At 63.8% G+C, this 14,310-nt stretch carries 13 protein-coding genes; 6 read left to right on the top strand and 7 right to left on the bottom strand.

Annotation, left to right across the window (positions count from 1 at the left end; all coding sequences use genetic code 11):
* The first annotated feature begins 252 nt into the window (after positions 1-252).
* The 6 genes from K5K89_RS18935 to K5K89_RS18910 all read left to right on the top strand — a co-directional run bounded on the left by K5K89_RS18935 (position 253) and on the right by K5K89_RS18910 (position 7,075).
* Positions 253-1,176: a substrate-binding domain-containing protein gene (locus tag K5K89_RS18935; RefSeq protein WP_071492119.1), complete on the top strand. Its 924-nt coding sequence runs from the start codon at positions 253-255 to the stop codon at positions 1,174-1,176.
* 63 nt (positions 1,177-1,239) lie between these two features.
* Positions 1,240-2,748: a sugar ABC transporter ATP-binding protein gene (locus K5K89_RS18930; RefSeq protein WP_222540031.1), complete on the top strand. Its 1,509-nt coding sequence runs from the start codon at positions 1,240-1,242 to the stop codon at positions 2,746-2,748.
* Positions 2,714-3,706, top strand: a complete 993-nt coding sequence (locus tag K5K89_RS18925) for an ABC transporter permease (protein WP_222540030.1) — start codon at positions 2,714-2,716, stop codon at positions 3,704-3,706. Before K5K89_RS18930 ends, K5K89_RS18925 begins: the two co-directional genes overlap by 35 nt.
* A 28-nt stretch (positions 3,707-3,734) precedes the next feature.
* The gene (locus K5K89_RS18920) at positions 3,735-4,814 is read left to right on the top strand and encodes an alcohol dehydrogenase catalytic domain-containing protein (RefSeq protein WP_071492116.1); all 1,080 of its coding nucleotides are present in this window, start codon (positions 3,735-3,737) and stop codon (positions 4,812-4,814) included.
* Between the two features lie 2 nt (positions 4,815-4,816).
* Positions 4,817-6,349 (top strand): FGGY-family carbohydrate kinase, encoded by a 1,533-nt coding sequence (locus tag K5K89_RS18915; protein ID WP_222540029.1) that lies wholly within the window; start codon positions 4,817-4,819, stop codon positions 6,347-6,349.
* Positions 6,350-7,075 (top strand): SDR family oxidoreductase, encoded by a 726-nt coding sequence (locus tag K5K89_RS18910; protein WP_222540028.1) that lies wholly within the window; start codon positions 6,350-6,352, stop codon positions 7,073-7,075.
* Here K5K89_RS18910 and K5K89_RS18905 read toward each other — a convergent pair.
* The 7 genes from K5K89_RS18905 to K5K89_RS18875 all read right to left on the bottom strand — a co-directional run bounded on the left by K5K89_RS18905 (position 7,072) and on the right by K5K89_RS18875 (position 14,310).
* Positions 7,072-8,076 (bottom strand): LacI family DNA-binding transcriptional regulator, encoded by a 1,005-nt coding sequence (locus K5K89_RS18905; RefSeq protein ID WP_092244607.1) that lies wholly within the window; start codon positions 8,074-8,076, stop codon positions 7,072-7,074. The two genes, K5K89_RS18910 and K5K89_RS18905, sit on opposite strands and share 4 nt — an antisense overlap.
* A 58-nt stretch (positions 8,077-8,134) precedes the next feature.
* Positions 8,135-8,998 carry a LysR family transcriptional regulator gene (locus K5K89_RS18900; RefSeq protein WP_071492112.1) on the bottom strand — a complete coding sequence of 288 codons (864 nt, stop codon included), beginning with the start codon at positions 8,996-8,998 and terminating at the stop codon, positions 8,135-8,137.
* Positions 8,999-9,173: 175 nt separating this feature from the next.
* Positions 9,174-10,580, bottom strand: coding sequence for an amidase (locus tag K5K89_RS18895; protein ID WP_222540027.1), 1,407 nt, complete (start codon positions 10,578-10,580; stop codon positions 9,174-9,176).
* Complete coding sequence (locus tag K5K89_RS18890; RefSeq protein ID WP_222540026.1) at positions 10,577-11,845, bottom strand: Zn-dependent hydrolase; 1,269 nt, start codon at positions 11,843-11,845, stop codon at positions 10,577-10,579. The genes K5K89_RS18895 and K5K89_RS18890 overlap by 4 nt, the downstream gene beginning before the upstream one ends.
* Positions 11,846-11,858: 13 nt before the next feature.
* Positions 11,859-12,554: an ABC transporter ATP-binding protein gene (locus K5K89_RS18885; protein ID WP_071492109.1), complete on the bottom strand. Its 696-nt coding sequence runs from the start codon at positions 12,552-12,554 to the stop codon at positions 11,859-11,861.
* Positions 12,554-13,303, bottom strand: a complete 750-nt coding sequence (locus K5K89_RS18880) for an ABC transporter ATP-binding protein (RefSeq protein WP_222540025.1) — start codon at positions 13,301-13,303, stop codon at positions 12,554-12,556. The genes K5K89_RS18885 and K5K89_RS18880 overlap by 1 nt, the downstream gene beginning before the upstream one ends.
* Positions 13,300-14,310, bottom strand: a complete 1,011-nt coding sequence (locus tag K5K89_RS18875) for a branched-chain amino acid ABC transporter permease (protein WP_093124359.1) — start codon at positions 14,308-14,310, stop codon at positions 13,300-13,302. Before K5K89_RS18875 ends, K5K89_RS18880 begins: the two co-directional genes overlap by 4 nt.

The following is a 14,310-nucleotide window of genomic DNA, read 5'->3' as shown; positions in this document are numbered from 1 at the left end:
GGTACTCAAGATTGTGCGAGGTTTTGTGGTGCGCACATGAACACGTGTGGGAGGGGGCTTGCCCCCGATGGTGGCGGGTCAGTCACTTACATCGCCAACTGACACTCCGCCATCGGGGGCAAGCCCCCTCCCACATTCCGACCGAAGCCGACCAGTGGCCCCTTGCGTCACGCGAATTTCCTTGTTAGCTTCTCGCAAAATGTTAACGATAACATTTGCTCTAACAATAAAAACAAAACAGAGAACCACGCCATGAAAATGCTCCCGAAAACCCTGTGTTTATTGGCTGTAAGCATCACCCTCGGCACCGCTGCCCCTGCTTTTGCCGACGCCGCCAAGCCGATCCGCATCGGCGCGTCCTTCCAGGAAATCAACAACCCCTATTTCGTCACCATGAAAAACGCCCTGGAAGAAGCCGGGGCGAGCATCGGTGCGAAACTGATCATCACCGACGCCCGCCACGACGTGTCCAAGCAGGTCAGCGACGTCGAAGACATGCTGCAAAAAGGCATCGATATCCTGCTGATCAACCCCACCGATTCGGTCGGCGTGCAATCGGCCGTCAAATCCGCCCATGCCGCCGGTGTGGTGGTTGTCGCGGTCGATGCCCAGGCGGATGGCCCGCTGGATTCCTTTGTCGGTTCGAAAAACTTCGACGCCGGCTTCCAGGCCTGTGAATACCTGGCCAAGAGCATCGGCGACAAAGGCAACATCGCCATCCTCGACGGCATCGCCGTGGTGCCGATCCTGGAGCGTGTGCGCGGTTGCAAGGAAGCCGTGGCCAAGCACCCGGCCATCAAGATTGTCAGCATCCAGAACGGCAAGCAGGAGCGCGACCAGGCGCTGACCGTCACCGAAAACATGCTGCAGGCGCAACCGACGCTCAACGGTATTTTCAGCGTGAATGACAACGGCTCCCTCGGCGCACTCTCGGCCATCGAAGCCAGCGGCCTGGACGTGAAACTGGTCAGCGTCGACGGCGCGCCGGAAGCGATCAAGGCGATCCAGAAGCCGGGCAGCAAGTTCATCGCCACCTCGGCGCAATACCCCCGCGACCAGATCCGCCTTGCCCTGGGCATTGCCCTGGCAAAGAAGTGGGGCTCGCAAGTGCCGGCCACCATTCCGGTGGACATCACCTTGATCGACCGGGACAAGGCCAAGGATTTCAGCTGGTAAATCACCCAGGCCCCACGCCATCCGTGGGGCTTGCGGTCTCCTTCTGAATACGAGGTCGGCGGTATGAGCAGTCTTCTGAAGCTTGAAAATATCTGCAAGCGTTACCCGGGCGTACAGGCCCTAAAGTCCATCAACCTGCAGGTCGAGCGCGGCGAGATCCATGCCTTGCTCGGCGAAAATGGCGCGGGCAAATCGACCCTGATGAAGATCCTCGGCGGCGTCGAGCATCAGGACGAAGGCCAGATCCTGATCGATGGCCAGGCCCGGCAGTTCGCCACCTACCGCGATGCAATCGCCGCTGGCATCGGCATCGTGTTCCAGGAATTCAGCCTGATTCCCTACCTCACGGCAGTGGAAAACATCTTCCTCGGCCATGAGCTCAGCAACCGTTTCGGCCTGCTGCGCAAGCGCGAAATGGTCGAGGCCAGCGAGGCCTTGTTTAAGCGCCTGGGCGTGGCCATTGACCTGCAATGCGCAGTCAAGCACCTGAGCGTGGCTGAGCAGCAGTTTGTCGAAATCGCCAAGGCCCTGGCCCTGGATGCGCGCCTGCTGGTGCTCGACGAACCCACCGCCACCCTCACGCCCAGCGAAGCCGAGCTGCTGTTTGAGATCATGCGCGAGCTCAAGCGCCAGGACGTGGCAGTGATATTCATCTCCCATCACCTGGAGGAGATTTTCCAGGTGTGCGACCGCATCAGCGTGTTGCGCGACGGCGGCAATGTCGGCGTCACCGAGGTGGCCGACAGTGACATCGACCGCCTGGTCGAGATGATGGTCGGGCGGCGCCTGGAATGCAGTTTTCCGCCCAAACCGAGCAGCGCACGCGGCCCGCTGTTGCTGGAGGTCAGGGACATCCAGCTGGTGCGCAACGGGCCCCGCAACAGCTTCCAACTGCACAAGGGCGAGATCCTCGGTTTTGCCGGTCTGGTCGGCTCCGGTCGCACCGAACTGGCGCTGGGCATGATGGGCGCGCTGCCGTCAGTGAGCAAAGACGTGTGGCTGCGCGGTGAGAAAATCACCCTCGATGACCCGGCACAAGCGCTCGCCCACGGCATCGGCCTGCTGCCGGAAAGCCGCAAGAGCGAAGGGCTGATCACCGATTTCAGCATTCGTGAAAACATCTCGCTGAACAACCTGCCCAAATACCAGAACGCTTCGGGCCTGATCGACAAGGCCAGGGAAAGCGCCAGCGTCGAAGACCTGATGCGTCAGCTGTCGATCAAGGCCCCCAGCGGCGAAAGCCGGGTGTTCAACCTCAGTGGCGGTAACCAGCAGAAGGTGGTGATCGCCCGCTGGATCAACCACCACTGCGACGTGCTGGTGTTCGACGAACCCACCCGTGGCATCGACGTGGGGGCCAAGGCGCAGATCTACGCGCTGATGCGCAGCCTCACCGAACAGGGCTACGCAATCATCATGATTTCCTCCGAGTTGCCGGAAGTCATCGGCATGTGCGACCGCGTCGCCGTGTTTCACAAGGGCGCCATCGTCAAGGTACTCGAAGCGTCCGCCGTCAATCCTCAAGAGGTCATGCGCCATGCAACAGGGGGCTCAAGTGAATACGTCCATTAACACCGTCGACAGCAGTCGGCTGCGCCTGAACCTGGCGCGGCTGGTGCGCTCGCCGGCGTTCTACCCGTTCGTGGGGCTGGTGGTGGTGACCCTGGTGATGATCCTGGCCAGCGACACCTTCCTCTCCGCCAGCAACCTGTCGAACATCGCCCGCCAGGTGTCGATCAACGCGATCATCGCGGTGGGCATGACCTGCGTGATCCTCACCGGCGGCATCGATCTGTCGGTGGGGCCGGTGATGGCGTTGTCCGGCACGCTCACCGCCGGGTTGATGGTCGCGGGCCTGCCGCCGGGCCTGGCGATTGGCGCGGGGATGTTGATCGGCGTGGCCTTCGGCGTCGGCAACGGCCTGTTCGTCGCCTACCTGCACATGCCACCGATCATCGTGACCCTGGCGACCATGGGCATCGCCCGGGGCCTGGGCCTGATGTACACCGACGGCTACCCGATTTCCGGGCTGCCGGAGTGGTTCGGCTTCTTTGGTCGCCAGAGCCTGTTTGGCATCGAAGTGCCGATCCTGATCATGCTGGTCACCTACGCCGCCGCCTATGTGCTGCTGCAACACACGCGCATCGGCCGCTACATCTACGCCATCGGCGGCAATGAAGAAGCGGTGCGCTTGTCCGGCGTGCGCGCCGCGCGCTTCAAGTTGCTGGTGTATGGCATCAGCGGCCTGACGGCGGCGATTGCCGGGCTGGTACTCACCTCACGCCTGATGAGCGGCCAGCCGAATGCCGGCGTGTCGTTCGAGCTGGATGCGATTGCCGCCGTGGTACTCGGCGGCGCGTCGATTGCCGGCGGGCGCGGGGTGATCGTTGGCACTTTGCTCGGCGCCATGCTGCTCGGCGTGCTGAACAACGGCCTGAACATGCTTGGCGTTTCACCCTACGTCCAGAGCGTGATCAAGGGCGGGATCATTTTGCTGGCGATTTTCATCAGCCGTCAGCGCCACAAATAAACTCCTAACAAGCACAGGACTCCACACCATGGACAAGCACACCGACATGCAAGCCGTCGTCTGCCACGGCCCCAAGGACTATCGCCTGGAACGCATCGGCAAACCCCAGGCCCGCGTCAACGAACTGGTGATCCGCATCGCCGCCTGTGGCATCTGCGCCAGTGACTGCAAGTGCCACTCGGGCGCCGCGATGTTCTGGGGCGGCGACAACCCCTGGGTCAAGGCGCCGGTGGTACCGGGGCACGAATTTTTTGGTTATGTGGTGGAAGTGGGCGAGGGCGCCGCCGAGCACTTTGAGGTCGCGGTCGGCGACAAAGTGATCGCCGAGCAGATCGTGCCCTGTGGCAAGTGCCGCTTCTGCAAATCCGGCAAGTACTGGATGTGCGAAGTGCACAACATCTTCGGCTTCCAGCGTGAAGTGGCCGAAGGTGGCATGGCCCAGTACATGCGCATTCCCAAGACCGCCATCGTGCACAAGATTCCCGAGTCGGTGTCGCTGGAAGACTCGGCGCTGGTGGAGCCGATGGCCTGCTCGATCCACACCGTCAACCGTGGCGATATCCAGCTCGATGATGTGGTGGTGATCGCCGGTGCCGGCACCCTCGGCCTGTGCATGGTCCAGGTCGCCGCGTTGAAGACCCCGAAGAAACTGGTGGTGATCGACATGGTCGACGAGCGCCTGGAACTGGCGAAGCAATTTGGCGCCGACGTGGTGATCAACCCGGCCCGCGACAACGCCCGCGAGATCATCAATGGCCTCACCGACAACTACGGTTGCGACGTCTACATCGAAACCACCGGCGTACCGGCCGGTGTCACCCAGGGCCTGGACCTGATCCGCAAGCTCGGGCGTTTTGTCGAGTTCAGCGTGTTCGGCGCCGAGACCAGCGTCGACTGGTCGATCATCGGCGACCGCAAGGAACTGGACGTCCGCGGCGCGCACCTCGGCCCCTATTGCTACCCGATCGCCATCGACCTGTTCGAGCGCGGCCTGGTCACCTCCAAAGGCATCGTCACCCATGACTTCCCGCTGGACGACTGGGCCGAAGCCTTCGAGCTGGCCAACTCGACCAAGTCGATCAAGGTGCTGTTGAAGCCGGTGGTTTGAACATGAATTACGTGATGGGGGTCGACATCGGAACCCAGAGCACCAAGGCGCTGCTGGTGGATGGTCACGGCACGATCATCGCCCAGCACAGCCAGGGGTATCGCGTGGATACCCCGAAAGTGCGCTGGGCCGAACAATGGCCGCAGGTCTGGCTGGACGCGGTCGAGATCTGTGTGGCGCAGTGCATGGCCAAGGCCGGCGTGGCGAAAGACCAGGTCAAGGCGCTGTGCATCAGCAGCCTGTACGGCGGCTCGGGGATTGCGGTGGATGCGCAGCTCACACCGCTGCACCCGTGCCTGATCTGGATGGACCGCCGCGCCGGCGAGCAGGTGGCCTGGGTGCGTGAGCATGTGGACCTGGAGCGCCTGTTCGAGGTGAGCGGCAACTCGGTGGACAGCTACTACGGTTTCACCAAGATGCTCTGGCTCAAGCAGCACCAGCCCGAGGTGTGGGCGAAAACCCGCTACCTGCTGCCACCGAACAGCTACATCAACTGGTGCTTCACCGGTGAGTTGGCGGTGGACCACAGCAGTGCCGGCAACATCGGTGGCGTCTACGACGTGAAGACGCGTGGCTGGTCTGGCGAAATGCTCGATGCATTGGGCATACCGCCGGCGATGATGCCGGAGCGCCTGGTGTATTCCGGGGAGGTCGTCGGTGGGTTGCTGGAGGGGTGGGCTGCGCGTCTGTGCCTGCAGGCGGGGACACCGATCCTGGCCGGTGGCGTCGATGCGGCCATGGCAACCTTGGCGGCGGGAGTGACTCAGCCAGGCAATCACGTGGCAATGATCGGCACCAGCATGTGCTGGGGGTACCTCAACCAGCAGGTGGATGCACACCATGGCCTGGTGAGCATGCCCCACGTCTACAACGGCCACCGCGACCTGTATATCTTTGGCGGTGCGATCACCGCCGGGGCTTCGGTGAGCTGGTTTCGCGAGCAGTTCTGCCAGGCCGAAGAGCAGCAGGCCAAGGCCAGCGGCCAGGACAGCCTGGCGTTGCTGGAACAGCGTGCGACGCATATCCCGGCGGGCAGCGAAGGGTTGTTGTTCCTGCCCTACCTGATGGGTGAGCGCAGCCCGGTGTGGGACGACCGCGCCAGTGGCAGTTTTGTCGGCTTGAACCTGTATCACAGCAGAATCCACCTGTACCGCGCAGTGCTGGAAGGGGTGAGTCTTGCCCTGCGGCACAACATCGAAGCGGGCACGCGCGGCGCGCATTCCCTGGACCCGCGCTTGATCGTGGTGGGCGGGGCGAGCCATTCGGACCTGTGGATGCAGATCATCGCGGACGTTACGCGGTATCCGGTTTACACCATCGTGCAGGAGGTTGAGGCGGCGTTGGGCGCGGCGTTGCTGGCGGCACATACGGTGTGGTTGGTGAGCGATGGGGAGATGGACAAGGGCTGGGTACAGCTGGAGTTGCGTGCTGAGCCCAAGGCGGAAAATGTCGAGGCGTACGACCGTGCGTTCGGCGAATACCTGAAGCTGTATCCGGCCCTGAAACCGATCATGCACAGCCTGCAGGAGAATTGAATGAACGCAGCCTTCGACTTCACCCACCACCGCATCCTCGTCACCGGCGCCAGCAGTGGCATCGGCCGTGAAATCGCCTTGCAACTGATTGCCAGCGGCGCCGATGTGTTTGCCCTCGGCCGCGACGCCCAAGCCTTGGCCGAACTCGGCTGCCATAGCCTCTGCCTGGACATCGCCGACAGCGCCGCCCTCGACAATGCCCTGCAAGACCTGCCGCCGCTGCACGGCCTGGTCAACTGCGCGGGTATCTCGCGCCTGGAGCCCGCCGCTGCCATCAGCGCCGAGGCGTTCGACCAGGTGATGAACGTCAACGCCCGCGCCGCCGCGCAGGTCGCCAGCCGCGTGGCGGCAAAAATGATCGAAGCGCAGATCGCCGGCAGCATCGTCAACGTCTCCAGCCAGGCGTCATTGGTGGCGCTGGACGATCACCTTGGCTACTGCGCCTCCAAGGCGGCGCTGGATGCGATCACCCGTGTGCAATGCGCCGAGTGGGGCCGCTTCGGCATTCGCGTCAACAGCGTCAACCCCACGGTCACACTCACGCCGATGGCAGCCATGGCGTGGTCCGCGCCGGCCAAGCGCGACCCGGCGCTGGCGGCAATTCCCTTGGGGCGGTTTGCTGAAACTGCGGAAGTGGCCCTGCCGGTGCTGTTCCTGCTGAGCTGCGCGGCCAGCATGATCAGCGGCGTCAGCCTGCCCATCGACGGCGGCTATACCAGCCGCTAGCCGTTTTCCAACTGGCCGGCGATGACCACCTTGTCCCGGGGCTTGCCCGGGTCTTCGAGACGGTCAAGCAGCAGGCGTACCGCGCTGCTGCCGGCCAGGGACGCGTCGTGGGCCACGCAGGCGATGGGTACGCCGAAGATATCGGCGAAGGGCAGGCGGTCGATGCCGCAGATGGTCAGGCTGTCGTGGGGGATATTGTGCATGCGCAGCGCACGCAGGGCGCCGAGGGTGATCAACTGGTTGAACCCCATGATCGCGTCCGGCGCCGAGTGTTCGGCCAGGTAGTCGAGGGTGTGCAGGTAGGACGGCATCAGCGTGTAGTCGCCGGCCTGCACTTCGACCTGCACCTGCGGGTGTTCGGCCAGCACTTCACGCAGGCCTTTGAGGCGCTCCACAGTGATGCGTGAATGTTCGGGGCCGGTCAGCACCAGCAGGCGCCTGAGGTCGGGCGTCTGGCGCAGCAGGTAGTGCGCGGCCTGGATGCCGCTGTGGTAGTTGTCGAGCACCACGCGGCTGAACGGACTGTCGTGGATCGTGCGGTCGAGCAGCACCACCGGGGTCTTGCCGTTGGCCAGGCGTTCCAGGTAGTCGGGCTGGTAGCCCGGCTCATCCGAGACCGGCGACAGGATGATCCCCGCCACGCGGTAGCCCAACAGGGTGTCCACGGCCTTGCTTTCCAGTTCTTCCAGCTCATCGGTGTCCACCAGCATGATGGTGTAGCCGTGCTGCTTGGCCTCGCGGGAAATTGCCTTGATCATTTCGCTGTAGAACGGGTTGTCTACCGAGGCGGTGATCACGCCGATGATCAGGCTTTCGCTGCGCTTGAGGCCGCGGGCGAATGCGTTGGGCACATAGTCCAGCTCCCGCGCTACTTCGAGGATGCGCGCCAGGGTGGCCGGCTTGACCAGGTCAGGTTTGCTCAGCGCCCGGGACACCGTGATGGTGGTCATGCCGACCTGTTTGGCGATGTCGCTGATGGTGACGGACTTTTTCTTGTTCATCGGTAAGGCTGCAAAAGGAAACACCCGCAGGCTAGCATGCGCGGCGGATATTGTTGCTTCAAATCAGCGGGTCCCAGCGCTGCGACCAGTCGCTTTCGGCCTTGACCACCTCGCGCAGCAACGCCAGTGCCTGTTGCAACACCGCCGAATCCCGCGCCCGTGAATACACCAGGTACGTGGGGAAGCTGAACTCCGGCGCCTTGGGCACGCGTTGCATCACGCCGCTGTCCAGGTAGCTCTGCACCACGCGGGTGCGAAAATAACCGGCGCCGCCATTTTCCAGGATGTACTGCAACGCCAGCGGCCCCAGGTTGAAACTCAGTGCGGCGCGGGCCTTGTCGGGCAGGGCGGCGTCGTGTTGTTGACGAAAGCCGGGTCCCCAATCGATGTACACATAGGGCGCCGGGTTGCTCACCAGCTGCACCAGGATCAGTTTTTCCTCCAGCACCTGCTCCACCTGCAAGCCCGGCCAGTATTGCGGCTGGAACACCAGCGCGGCGTCCAGCACACCCAGCTCCAGTTGGCGCAGCAGGTATTCGCCTTCGCGGATTTCGGTGCGCAGGGCATGGCCGGGGATGTTCTGGCGCAGGGCCTGGGCCCAGCCGAGCATCAACGGGTTGCACAGGCTGACCTCGCCGCCGATGTGCAGCACGTTGCGATAGCCATCGGGCAACGGCAGGTCGCGTTTGGCCGCTTCCCAGGTTTGCAGCAACTGGTTGGCGTACACCACGAAGGCCTCGCCGTCGGCGGTCAGCCTGGCGCCGGCGCGGTTGCGGATGAACAGCGTGCTGCCCAATTGGCTTTCCAGGCTCTTGACCCGTGCGGTGATGGCGGTCTGGGTGACGTGCAGTTTCTCGGCCGCTGCGGCGAGGCTGCCGCAGCGGGTGATTTCGAGGAAGGTGCGTGCCAGTTCAATGTCCATGAAGCCCCCGGGGATGAATGGGGGACAGTGTAATGGAATGGGGTTGAAACTGTGGGAGGGGGCTTGCTCCCAAGGTCTTCAGGTAGAACTGGCGAAAAGTACCCACAGTTGCAGTGTTCGTCCTCAGCCAGATAGGGCCAGGACCATCGGCGTGTACCCCCTCCCACATGCGGTCCTACGGTGTTCTGATGATTGGCGCTTGCAGGTGCTTGGTCGGGAATGCCTTTGCATACGCCTGGCACACCCGCAACACCTGCTCATCGGCAAACCGCGCCCCCACCACATGCAAGCCCACCGGCAAGCCATTCGCCGCCAGCCCGCACGGCACCGATGCCGCCGGTTGCTGGGTCAGGTTGAACGGGTAGGTGAAGGGCGTCCACTGCGTCCATGCCTGCAAGCCGGAGCCGGGCGGTACGTCGTGCCCGGCTTCGAATGCGGTGATCGGCATCATCGGCGACACCAGCACATCGTAATGCTCATGGAACGCGGCCATGCGCGCCACCAATGCGGCGCGGGCTTCAAGGGCGGCGCTGAAGTCGTCCAGGCTCAACTGTTCGCCGCGTTGTGCAATCCTTGACAGTCCGGGGTCCAGCAGTTGTTTTTGTGTCTCGCTCATGGCGCCGGTCAGGCGTGCCGCGCCGGCTGCCCACAAGGTGCTGAAGACGTCCAGCGGGTCGCTGAAACCGGGGTCGATCTGCTCGACATGGGCGCCCAGTTGTTCCAGGCCTCGCACCGCCTCCGCGACCACCTTGGCCACTTGTGGGTCGACCTTCACGTAACCGAAGTTCGGACTGTAGGCCACACGCAACCCTTTCAAATCCGTACCCGGCGTCAGCCATGGTGTGGTGCGTGGAGCACCGATCAACCCATCCCGTGGGTCTGGCTGGGCGATGGTTTGCAGCATCAGCACACTGTCTTCCACCGTGCGGGTCATCGGCCCCAGGTGCGACAGAATGGTCATGGAGCTGGCCGGCCACTGCGGCACATAACCGAAGGTCGGCTTGATCCCGAAGGTGCCGGTAAACGCGCAGGGAATGCGGATCGAGCCGCCGGCGTCGCTGCCCTGGTGCAACACGCCGAGGTTCAACGCCGCCGCTGCGCCCGCGCCGCCGGACGAGCCGCCCGCCGTGGTGCGGGTGTCCCAAGGGTTGCGGGTGATGCCGTACAGCGGGTTGTCGGTGACGCCTTTCCAGCCGAATTCCGGGGTGGTGGTCTTGCCCAGCAGCACCGCGCCGGCCCTGCGCATAAAGGCTGTGAAGGGCGCGTCGACGTCCCACGGCCCTTCGGCGGATGAGGTGCGCGAGCCCTTGCGGGTCGGCATGCCGATGGTCAGCGTCAGGTCTTTGATCGACGCCGGCACACCGTCCAACGGCCCGCAGGGTTGGCCCTTGAGCCAGCGTTGTTCCGAGGCGCGTGCGGCGTTCAGCGCACCTTCCGGGTCGACGTGGCAATAGGCGTTCACCACCGGGTTGTAGCGCTCGATGCGCAACAAAGCGTCCTCGGTGACTTCCACCGGCGACAAGGTCTGGTCGCGAAAATGCTGCAGCAGTTGCACCGCTGTCAGTTGGCCGATGTCGCTCATGCCACGTCCCCCTGTGCCGCATTGACCATGGCGCGCAGCAATACCGCGCAGCCGGCTGCCAGGTCGTCCGGCGCGGCGTTTTCGATTTCGTTATGGCTGATGCCGCCTTCGCACGGCACAAAGATCATGCCGGCCGGGCCGAGTTCGGCGACAAAAATCGCGTCGTGCCCGGCCCCGCTGACGATGTCCATATGGCTCAGGCCCAAGGCTTCGGCGCCGTCACGCACCGCATTGACGCAGGCCGGGGCGAAGTCCAGTGGTGGAAAGTCGGCGGTAGGCGTCAGCTCAAAGGTCAGGCCGTGTCGCTGGGCAGTGGCTTCGATCACGCCGCGCACTTCATCGACCATGGCTTGCAGCTTGTCCGCGTGCAGGTGGCGCAGGTCGATGGTCATGTGCACCTGGCCGGGAATCACGTTGCGCGAGCCGGGGTGCAGGCTCAGGCAACCCACCGTGCCGCAGGCGTGGGGCTGCTGTTGATGGGCGATGCGGTTGACCGCGCTGACCACCTCGGCGGCGCCGACCAGGGCGTCCTTGCGCAGGTGCATCGGCGTCGGGCCGGCGTGGGCTTCGACGCCGGTCAAGGTCAGGTCGAACCATTTCTGCCCCAGGCACCCCATGACCACGCCAATCGTGGTGGCCTGGTCTTCGAGCACCGGGCCCTGTTCGATATGCGCCTCGAAATACGCGCCCACCGGGTGGCCGAGCACGGCGCGCGAGCCGGCATAGCCGATACGCTGCAATTCGGCGCCCACCGACAGGCCCCGGTCATCGACTTTGTCGAGGGTGTCCTGCAAGTCGAACTTACCGGCAAACACCCCGGAGCCCATCATGCACGGCGGAAAACGCGAGCCTTCTTCGTTGGTCCACACCACCACTTCAATCGGCGCTTGGGTTTCGATGTCCAGGTCATTGAGGGTGCGGATCACTTCCAGCCCGGCCATCACCCCGTAGCAGCCGTCGAACTTGCCGCCAGTGGGTTGGGTGTCGATATGGCTACCGGTCATCACCGGGGGCAGGGCGGGGTTGCGCCCGGCGCGGCGGGCAAAGATATTGCCGATGGCGTCGACACTGACGCTGCACCCGGCATCCTCGCACCATTGCACAAACAGGTCACGGGCCTGGCGGTCGAGGTCGGTGAGGGCGAGGCGGCACACGCCGCCCTTGGCGGTGGCGCCGAGTCGGGCCAGGTCCATCAGCGATTGCCACAGGCGGTCGCGGTTGATCAGCGGGGCGTTGCTCTGGAGCGGTTGCGTAAAACTGTTCATGTGCAATCTCCGGTCAGGCACTCAGGGCCAAATAACGGTTTTTGATCGTCGGGTCGGCGCGGAAGGCTTCGGCGCTGCCTGCGTATACGACGCGGCCCTGTTCAAGCACGTAATGGCGGTCGGCGAGCTTGTCGCAGACCATCAGGTTCTGTTCCACCAGCAGCACCGGCAGGCCGTCGTCCTTGACCTTGCGCAGGATTTTCACCAGTTCGTCGACGATCACCGGGGCCAGGCCTTCGGTGGGTTCATCGAGGATCAGCAGCTTGGGGTCGTTGAGCAGGGCGCGGGCGATGGCGAGCATCTGCTGCTCGCCGCCGGACAGCGCGTGGCCGGCGTTTTTGCGGCGCTCCTTGAGGCGCGGGAACATGGCGTACACGTCTTCGAGCTGCCAGCGACTGGTCTTGCGTGCGGCGATGCGCAGGTTTTCCTCGACGGTGAGCAAGCGGAAAATCCCACGGTTCTCCGGGACCAATGCCAAACCCTGACGGGCGATTTCGAAGATCTTCTGCCCGACCAGCGCCTGGCCGTTGAAGTGGATCTGGCCCTGGCGCGGGCAGATGATGCCGAGGATGCTGCGCAGGGTGGTGGTCTTGCCGGCGCCATTGCGCCCCAGCAGCGTTACCAGTTCGCCGGGGTTGACGGTCAGCGACACGCCTTCCAGCACGTGGCTCTTGTCGTAGTAGGAATGGATATTCTCGACGATCAGCATCAGGCAGCCTCCCCAAGGTATGCGGTGCGCACACGTTCATCGGCGCGCACGAATTCCGGCGCGCCTTCCACCAGGATCTGGCCGTGGCTCATCACCGTGATGCGTTGGCTGATGGACATGACAATGCTCATGTTGTGTTCGATCAGCAGTACTGTGTGATCGCGGCCAAGGTCGCTGATCAACTGAGTCATGATCGGGATATCGTCGATGCCCATGCCCGAGGTGGGCTCATCCAGCATCAACAGTTTCGGCTTGGAGCAGATCGACATGCCCACCTCCAGTACCCGTTGCTGGCCGTGGGACAACTCGCCGGCCAGGGTGTCGGCGCGGGCGGTGAGTTGCAGGCGTTCGAGCACCTGGTCGGCCATCTCCAGGTGTTCGCGCTGGCTGTCCACGCGACGCCAGAAGTTGAGGGCACGTGCGCCGTCACGGCCCTGAGCGGCCAGGCGCAGGTTCTCGCGCACGCTGAGGTTCTGGAACAGGCTGGTCAGCTGGAACGAGCGCGCCATGCCCAGGCCCACACGGCCGTGGGCGGGCTTGCGCATCAGGTTTTTACCGTCGAAATGAATTGCTCCAGCGGTGGCCTGGCGCTCGCCGGTGAGGCAGTGGAACAGGCTGGTCTTGCCGGCACCGTTGGGGCCGATGATGGTGTGGATGGTGCCGGCCTCGACCTTGAGGTTGACGCCATTCACTGCGTGGAACGCGCCGTAGGCCAGTTCCAGGTCCTGGGTTTCCAGCAGGATGCTCATAGCCCTTCCTCCTTGGCGATAACCACGTTCTTGCGGCTGCCGCGTACCTTCTCGAACAGCGACGCCAGGCCGCCCCACAAACCACCGCGCATGAAGATCACCACCAGGATCAGGATCACCCCCAGCAGCATCAGCCAGCGCGGCCACAGGTCGGAGAGGAAATCCCCGAGCAGCACGATGGAACCGGCGCCCAGCAACGAGCCAAACAGCGAGCCGGTGCCGCCGACGATGGTCATGATCAGGATGTTCTCGGACATCGCCAGGTCGATGTTCGACAGCGGCACAAAGTGCAGCAGCATGGCGTACAACGCCCCGGCAATCCCGGTGACGGCGCCGGACAGCACGAACACCAGGATCTTGAAGTGCCGCGTGTCGTAGCCGATGGCCGAGGCGCGGGTTTCGTTTTCGCGGATCGCCATCAGCGTGCTGCCGAACGGCGAGGCGATCACCCGGCGCGCACCGATGAAGATCAGCAGGAACAGCACCGCGACAAAACCGTAGAACGCGCGGGCGTCGGCCAGGGACAGCAGCACGGTGTCGCCGAGGCGGATTTCCGGGCGCGGCACGCTGAGCAGGCCGTTGTCGCCGCCGGTCCAGTCGCTGAGGGTGTAGGCGACAAAATACGCCATCTGGCTGAAGGCCAGGGTCAGCATCACGAAATAGATACCGGTACGCCGGATCGCCAGGGCACCCACCAGCAAGGCCAGGAACCCACCCGCAATGGCGGCGCCGAGCAACGCGGTGAACAGGCCCAGTTGCAGGTGGATCATCAGCAGCGCCGCACAGTACGCGCCGGCCCCGAAGAAGATGCCTTGGCCGAACGACAGCAGCCCGGTGTAGCCCAGCAACAGGTTGCAGGCCAGGGCGGCCATGGCAAAGATCAGGATCTCGGTGGCCAGGGTCGCCGATGGCAAGATCAGCGGCAGGCCGATCAAGACTGCCAACACCCACAGCAGCATTGCGCGCGATTGCGTCTTGGCAAACGGCAGGGGATTTTTCTCGCTCAT

It is taken from the genome of Pseudomonas sp. DR208 (assembly GCF_019823005.1).
Lineage (GTDB): Bacteria > Pseudomonadota > Gammaproteobacteria > Pseudomonadales > Pseudomonadaceae > Aquipseudomonas > Aquipseudomonas extremorientalis.
This window is presented reverse-complemented; position numbering and strand designations above follow the sequence as displayed.

Coding starts and splice junctions, on each gene's coding strand:
- K5K89_RS18935 (WP_071492119.1), top strand. CDS start 253: ATGAAAATGCTCCCGAAAACCCTGTGTTTATTGGCTGTAAGCATCACC.
- K5K89_RS18930 (WP_222540031.1), top strand. CDS start 1,240: ATGAGCAGTCTTCTGAAGCTTGAAAATATCTGCAAGCGTTACCCGGGC.
- K5K89_RS18925 (WP_222540030.1), top strand. CDS start 2,714: ATGCAACAGGGGGCTCAAGTGAATACGTCCATTAACACCGTCGACAGC.
- K5K89_RS18920 (WP_071492116.1), top strand. CDS start 3,735: ATGGACAAGCACACCGACATGCAAGCCGTCGTCTGCCACGGCCCCAAG.
- K5K89_RS18915 (WP_222540029.1), top strand. CDS start 4,817: ATGAATTACGTGATGGGGGTCGACATCGGAACCCAGAGCACCAAGGCG.
- K5K89_RS18910 (WP_222540028.1), top strand. CDS start 6,350: ATGAACGCAGCCTTCGACTTCACCCACCACCGCATCCTCGTCACCGGC.
- K5K89_RS18905 (WP_092244607.1), bottom strand. CDS start 8,076: ATGAACAAGAAAAAGTCCGTCACCATCAGCGACATCGCCAAACAGGTC.
- K5K89_RS18900 (WP_071492112.1), bottom strand. CDS start 8,998: ATGGACATTGAACTGGCACGCACCTTCCTCGAAATCACCCGCTGCGGC.
- K5K89_RS18895 (WP_222540027.1), bottom strand. CDS start 10,580: ATGAGCGACATCGGCCAACTGACAGCGGTGCAACTGCTGCAGCATTTT.
- K5K89_RS18890 (WP_222540026.1), bottom strand. CDS start 11,845: ATGAACAGTTTTACGCAACCGCTCCAGAGCAACGCCCCGCTGATCAAC.
- K5K89_RS18885 (WP_071492109.1), bottom strand. CDS start 12,554: ATGCTGATCGTCGAGAATATCCATTCCTACTACGACAAGAGCCACGTG.
- K5K89_RS18880 (WP_222540025.1), bottom strand. CDS start 13,303: ATGAGCATCCTGCTGGAAACCCAGGACCTGGAACTGGCCTACGGCGCG.
- K5K89_RS18875 (WP_093124359.1), bottom strand. CDS start 14,310: ATGAGCGAGAAAAATCCCCTGCCGTTTGCCAAGACGCAATCGCGCGCA.